The following is a 6704-nucleotide window of genomic DNA, read 5'->3' on the forward strand; positions in this document are numbered from 1 at the left end:
GGAATCAGCCGGAATCAGCCTGAATCAACCGCCTGAGGCTCCGCCGCGCATCTCGTGGGCAACCGACAGCATCGTGGCGGCAGCGGCCGCCGCCATATCGGCGGAGATGTCGAGGTGGGTGGTGACGCGCACGAAGCCACGGTCGATAGCCCGGACCCTCACGCCGCGTTCAAGGCATCGTCCGGCGAATCCCGCATTGTCGATCCTGGCGTCGGAGAACGCGAAGCGCAGGATGTTGGTCTGCGGCACCGGCGGATCGAAGCGGAAGAGCTGGCTGGCGGCCAGCGCCCGCCAAATCAGCGCGGCATTCTCATGATCCCGGGGCAATTGTTCCAGGTGGTTGTCCAGTGCATACAGTCCGGCTGCCGCGAGGACGCCGGACTGGCGCATGGCGCCGCCCAGGCGGTACTTCCATTCCCACGCGCGCTCGATGAAACGCCCGGTGCCGCATAGCACGGCCCCGACAGGGCACCCAAGTCCTTTGGTCAGGTCGATCCACGCGCTATCCCATCCCTGTGCATAGTCCGACGGCGCCATGCCGGTAGCGGCGCTGGCGTTCAGCAGGCGGGCGCCGTCCATGTGGCATGCCAGGCCGGCATCTTGCGCCACATCGCGCACGCCCTTCAGTTGCCCGATGCTCCAGACTGCGCCGCCGGCGAAATTGGTCGTCTGCTCGACGCACAGCATGGCGGTTCGCGGCGAGGTACGGCCACGCGGACGGATCGCGCCGGCGACCTGTGCCGCATCGAAGATGCCGTGCGGCGATTCGAGCGGATAGACGGCGACTCCGCCAATCGCGGCGGCACCGGCGGCCTCGGTGCACACGATGTGAGACTGGCTGTCCGCGATCAGCTCGTCGCCGGGCCGGGCATGCACCAGGATCGCGACCAGGTTGGCCATCGTCCCGGACGGAAGAAAGACGCCGGCCTCCATGCCCAGGAGACCGGCTACCCGTGCGCAGAGGGCCAGCGTCGTCGGGTCCTCGCCGGCTTGTTCGTCGCCAACGGTGGCGCCCGCCATTGCCGCGCGCATGCCGGGCGAAGGCCGGGTCTTAGTGTCGCTGTAGAGATCGATCCGCGTATGCATGGAATCCTGCCTCGTGATAGGGAAAGCGGCGAGGGAAAAAAGCCGATCCGGGGGATCGGCCAAATGCTTGCCTCTTTGGGGAAGGGGCAGGCGCCAAGCTAATGGATGACCATCTGCGTGAACGGGTAGACATACGCCTGCAGCGTAATGAAGAGTCCAACGAGAACGGCCAGGATCAGGGAGTGGAAGAAGACGTAGCGCAAGATGTCGCCTTCATGCCCGTACCACTTGGTGGCGGTCGAGGCAACCACGATGGATTGCGCATCGATCATCTTCCCCATGACGCCGCCTGAGCTGTTGGCGGATGCCATCAGGTACGGCGACAGGCCGAGTTGTTCAGCGGTGGTCTTCTGCAGGCCGCCGAACAGCACGTTGGCGGCCGTGTCCGATCCGGTCAGCGCCACGCCAAGCCAGCCGAGCATCGTGCCGAAGAGCGGATAGAGGACACCGGTATGGGCAAAGGCAAGCCCCAGCGTCGCGTCCAGGCCGGAGAACTTGGTCAGGTAGCCCACGCCGAACATGGCGCAGATGGTCAGCAGCGAATACCGGACCAGCTTGATGGTCTGCCAGTACTCCCGCAGCAGCCTGGGCAGCGAGTATCCCATCAGGATGCCGCCGATCACCGACGCGACCAGGATGCCGGTGCCGGCCATCGACAGGACGTTGAACGAGTACACGGCCGATTCGGGAATCGCCGCGGCGACCACCGGCGGCATCTTGAGCACCATTTTGTCCAGGCCGGGGATGCTGTATTTCCAGGTCCAGAGGACATCCAGGGACTTCTTGACCTGCGGAATCCCCCACAGGAAGACAAACACAGTCAGGATGACCCACGGCATCCACGCCTTCGCCGCGGAGATGCGGCGTCCCGGGGCTTCCGTTTGCGGCGGCTCGTGGTTCTCGACCCTGGAATCATCGTGACGGTTGAACAGCTTTGCGGATGTCCAGATCTTGCGGGGCTTCCAGACCTTCATGAACAGGGCCAGGCAGCTCATGGATACGAGCGAGGAGATGACGTCGACAAGCCAGGGCCCGTGGAAATTGGAAACGAGATACTGCGGGACCGCGAAGCTGACACCTGCGACCAGGATGGCCGGCCAGATCTCTTTCATGCCCCGGAAACCGGCAAACGCCCAGATCAGCCAGAACGGCACCAGGACCGAGAAGAAGGGCAACTGCCTTCCGATCATGGCCGAAAGTTGCAAGAGATCCAGCCCCGTGACGGAAGCGAGGGCAAGGACAGGGGAGCCAAGCGCGCCGAATGCCACCGGCGCCGTATTGGCGATCAGCGCGAGCCCGGATGCGGCGAGCGGGGAGAAGCCAAAGCCGATCAGGATGGCGCCAGTGACCGCGACCGGCGTGCCGAATCCGGCGGCGCCTTCAAAAAAGGCGCCAAAACAAAACGCGACCAGCAATAGCTGGATGCGCTTGTCTTCCGTGACCCCGGAGATCGAATTCTGGAGCGCCTTGAAGAAGCCGTTCTGCGTGGTCAGCCGGTGCAGGAAGATGATGTTGAGGACGATCCAGCCGATCGGGAAGAGGCCGGAGGCAATGCCGTATGCGGCTGCCTTTCCCGCCATGCTCGCCGGCATCCCGAAGACCGTGCAGGCAACGGCGCCGCCGGCCAGCAGGGCCAGGCCCGCGGCCAGGTGCGCTTGAATGTGAAAGAAGGCCAGTGCGGCCAACAGTACGACGATCGGGATCGCTGCGACGAGTGTCGAGAGCAACGGGCTTCCCAATGGATCATAGATTTGACTCCATGCCATGTTTGTCTCCTAGCAATGCATTTTTATGCGGCTGAATCGATATGTTTCGATACTTCGCCGGTGGGGCACGGAGTGGTTTCAGACTGGTTTTAATTCACGCCGTGAAGAGATCGGCGGTCCGGCGCTGGGGGGCCGGACCGCGATTGACCATTGCAATATTGACTAGTGCACTATCGCAATAGCGCGCCATCGCGCTTCGGGTCAGGCATTGTGCCGCGCGGGGACGGTGCCCGCGGAATTGAAGAGGAGATCGTTCAGGTCGTCGTCCTCGGCCCCGGCAGTGCGCTCCTCCGGATGCGAGGAGAATTCAACTGGCGCCAGCGCGCGCCGGTTGACCTTCAACTGGAACACATCGAAGCGGTTGTAGTAGCCGACCACGTCCTGGAACTGCTTCGGCACCACGCATTTCGCGAGGTCGATATCCGCATAGACGATGCCTTCCTCGTCGCGGATCACCTCGCTGATGGGCTGGCCATCCGGTCCCAGGATCATGGAAACGCTCTTCGGCGACTCTTCGAGCAACTGGCGAGCCCTGGAATTGTCGCGGCTGATCATGTCGATGGCTTCGGGGGGAAGGAAGCCCGATGCCACGATATTGAAGAGCTTGCCTTCGAAGGCGTGCGCGCCGGCGCGCAGGCGGATCGCCGCTTCAAGGTCGTAGCCCGACTCTCCCGGCGGATTGGTCGGCCAGCGCGGAGAGAAGGACGAAACGTGCACGTTTTCACCTTGTGCGAGCAGCGTAAAGCGTGCGAGAGCATTGGTGTTCTCGCCGCAAACCAGCGCACCGATGCGGCCGATGCGAGTGTCCGACACGCGCAGGCCGTTGCCGTCGCCCGGTGTCCACGTGAGCTTTTCCCAATACGTGGGAACGAGCTTGCGGTGTGCATTCAGGATGGACCCGTCGTCGCCGATCAGGATGTTGGTGTCCCAGATGCAGGCGGGGCTGATCGGTGTGCCCTCGTTGATGCCCAGTGAAACAAAGACACCGTGCCGCTTGGCGCAATCGCGGATCTGCCTGACCTCGGGGCCATTCACTTCCACTGCTGACGAGGCCAGCTTGACGAAGAACTCATGCACATCCACCGGCGCCCAGACGCCGGACCAGACCGGGAAGGAAGAGATGAAGGCTTCCGGAAACGCGATGAGCTCGGCGCCGTTGCCGGCGGCTTCGGCGATCCATGCGCAGGCCTTGTCGACGGTCGCCGGCGTATTGAAGTAGATCGGTGCCGCATGGCACGCGGCGGCTTTGAACTTGGGATAGGTTTTCATTTTAGGCTGTCTCCGAAAGAAATGCCGTTGCCGGCAGTTGGGTGCTTTAGCTGCTTAAGGTGCTTTAGGTGCTTTAGGTGCTTTAGGTGCCTTGGGTGCCTTGGGTGCCTAGGGTGCCTGATCATTCAGGCGCTGGCGTTCGAAAGCCGGGTTCCGGGAAAATCAGGCGGCGAAACGGCGGATCGCGTCTTCGTTCCACCGGATGCCCAGTCCGGGAAGCTCGCCGGGCTCGACAGCGCCTTCGGCTACCTGCAAGGGATCCAGCAGGACCGCGTCAGCGAGCCCGAAGTACTCCAGGTAGTGCGCGGTCGGGGTAAGGCTCTGGAGATGCGCGCTCGCCTCCTGGAAGAAGTGCGTGGAGACCGGGATGGTGGCTGCGGCACAGACCGCGGAGGCGTCGAGCCAGCCCGATACGCCGCCGATCTTCATCAGGTCGAGCATCATGAGGTCCGATGACGCTTGCTGGATGCTGCGGAGCACCTCGCGCGGGCCGTAGAGGTTCTCGCCAAGCTGAATGGGGGTCCTGACCGCGGCGGCGATCTTCGCGTGGCCGGCGAAATCGTCGTACCTTGTCGGTTCCTCTATCCACTCGATGCGCTCTTCGTCGAGGGCCTCGCCCCTGCGGATGGATTCGGGGACGGACAGGGACTGGTTGTAGTCGACCATCAGCTTGCCGTCCGTGCCGATCAGTGCCCTGGCGGCGCGCACAGCCCGGAGGTCTTCCTCCAGGGTCGGGTACCCAATCTTGATCTTGATGGCGCGGAAGCCCGCCCGCACGGCGGCTTCGATCAGCGGCGCGGCATCATTCGGACGCTCCATGCCGAAGCTCGCATAGGCAAGCGTCTTTGACGGCGTGCCACCGAGCACCCGCACCAGCGGCAGTCCGATGACGCGCGAATGCGCGTCCCACAGGGCCATGTCGATCGCAGCCAGGGCCATGTCGAGGAGGCCTGGCGTGCCGATCAGGACGAACTTGCGCCGGAGCGCTTCCATATTCGCCCGCGGTTCGAGTGCCCATGACTCCATCACCGGCAGGACGTCTTTCAGTACCTGGACAACGCCCCGCAGGACGAGCGGCGTATAGGTGAAGATGTACGCGCTGCCGGCGATGCCGCTGCTGGTCTTGATATCGAGCAGCACCAGCGGCGCGGTCGCCATGACACCGCTTGCGGTTCGCAGGGGAGGGTGCAGTGGAACAATGACCGGGCGCACATCGAAGCCGGTGATCAACGGGGAGTTGGACATAATCGCTCTCGCTGGGTTTCTCAAAAACGGATGACGCTAGTATGCGTTGAGAATCGGGAGCGGCAGTATGGGAGTGCTTTGAAAGTATTTCACGAATCATTGAGCCCGTAATCATTAGGCTCGTATTCGTCCGTCGCTTTGAATAAAAACGAAGTACCTTGAAATACGATCAAGCGGGATTGAAATATTCGCCGGCGGCCGCCTTTCCGTTGCCTGAGCCGGTGGCGCCGCTGTATGGTGCTCATGCCAGGCGCCAGTGCGCGCGGAGACTGTGCGGGACGGGGTGCTCCGCGGGATGCCCTTGGCCATGCACTGCGATAAAACATGCCAAGGGACCATGCTGTGATTCGAAAGAACCCAAGCGGAGATTTACCGGTTATTCACGAGAGTGCATTTGTCGACCCTACCGCAATCATTTGCGGGCGCGTGGTGGTCCGTGAGAATGTGTTCATCGGACCCTATGTCGTTATCCGGGCGGATGAGGTCGGGCCGGACGGCGGCATGCAGCCGATCGTCATCGGCGCGAACTCAAATATCCAGGATGGGGTAATCATTCATTCCCGGGCGGGTGCGGCGGTGCTGATCGGGTCGGACACGTCCATTGCCCACCGCGCCATCGTCCACGGACCCTGCGACGTGGGGGACCGCGTCTTTATCGGATTCAACAGTGTCCTGTACAACTGCTCGGTCGGCCATGACTGCGTTGTGCGGCACAACGCCGTGGTGGATGGCTGCCGCCTGCCGCGCGGATTCCATGTGCCGTCCACGGAGCGGATCGGGCCGGCAACGGATCTGGAACAGATCCCGCGAGTGACAGCGGATGCCGCCGAATTCTCTGAAGATGTCGCACGTACGAACAATCAGTTTGTAAGCGGCTACAAACGCATCCAGAACGAGCTGTGAGGGGAGGGGGCTCGCGCATCGGACAAGGCTTGCCCCCTGCTGGCTTTCATGTATCGCTGATCACCGCCGGGCATCCGCAGTCCCGGCGGTGATCGCTTGTTTCTGGCGCCGGTACCCGGCGACTCAGTCCTTGGGCGATTGCATTGCCGCGGCGCCCACTACCACCAGCGACGTCATATTGACGATACGCCGCACCGTCGCCGACGGCGTCAGGATGTGCACCGGCGCCTTGACCCCGAGCAGGATCGGCCCGATCGCCACATTGTTGCCCGCCGCGACCTTGAGCAGGTTGTAGGCGATGTTGGCCGCATCGATGTTCGGGCACACCAGCAGGTTGGCTTCGCCCTTGAGCGCGCCGTCCGGCACCAGCGTGTCGCGCAGCTTCGGGTCGAGGGCGCAATCGCCGTGCATCTCGCCATCCACCTCGAGTTCCGG

6 protein-coding genes are annotated in these 6704 nt (G+C 63.1%); 1 reads left to right on the forward strand and 5 read right to left on the reverse strand.

Features of this window, described 5'->3' with window-relative positions; genetic code table 11:
• Positions 1-24: 24 nt before the first annotated feature.
• From AC1DS6_RS22125 to AC1DS6_RS22140, 4 genes are all read right to left on the reverse strand, one after another.
• Entirely contained in the window at positions 25-1086 is a 1062-nt protein-coding gene (locus AC1DS6_RS22125; RefSeq protein WP_441628418.1) for a threonine aldolase family protein, read from the reverse strand.
• Between the two features lie 98 nt (positions 1087-1184).
• Entirely contained in the window at positions 1185-2852 is a 1668-nt protein-coding gene (locus AC1DS6_RS22130; protein ID WP_477103090.1) for an L-lactate permease, read from the reverse strand.
• A gap of 201 nt (positions 2853-3053) precedes the next feature.
• The gene (locus AC1DS6_RS22135) at positions 3054-4121 is read right to left on the reverse strand and encodes a carbon-nitrogen hydrolase family protein (RefSeq protein ID WP_045240866.1); all 1068 of its coding nucleotides are present in this window, start codon (positions 4119-4121) and stop codon (positions 3054-3056) included.
• 162 nt (positions 4122-4283) lie between these two features.
• Positions 4284-5366: an enolase C-terminal domain-like protein gene (locus tag AC1DS6_RS22140; RefSeq protein ID WP_477103091.1), complete on the reverse strand. Its 1083-nt coding sequence runs from the start codon at positions 5364-5366 to the stop codon at positions 4284-4286.
• Between the two features lie 342 nt (positions 5367-5708).
• Between AC1DS6_RS22140 and AC1DS6_RS22145 the strand changes: the two genes are divergently transcribed.
• Entirely contained in the window at positions 5709-6269 is a 561-nt protein-coding gene (locus tag AC1DS6_RS22145; protein WP_441628424.1) for an LbetaH domain-containing protein, read from the forward strand.
• A gap of 123 nt (positions 6270-6392) precedes the next feature.
• Here the strand turns inward: AC1DS6_RS22145 and AC1DS6_RS22150 are convergent.
• Positions 6393-6704: phosphate acyltransferase (locus AC1DS6_RS22150; protein ID WP_477103092.1), on the reverse strand; the 312-nt coding region annotated here is incomplete at its 5' end.

This window comes from Cupriavidus sp. 05L310 (assembly GCF_056398185.1).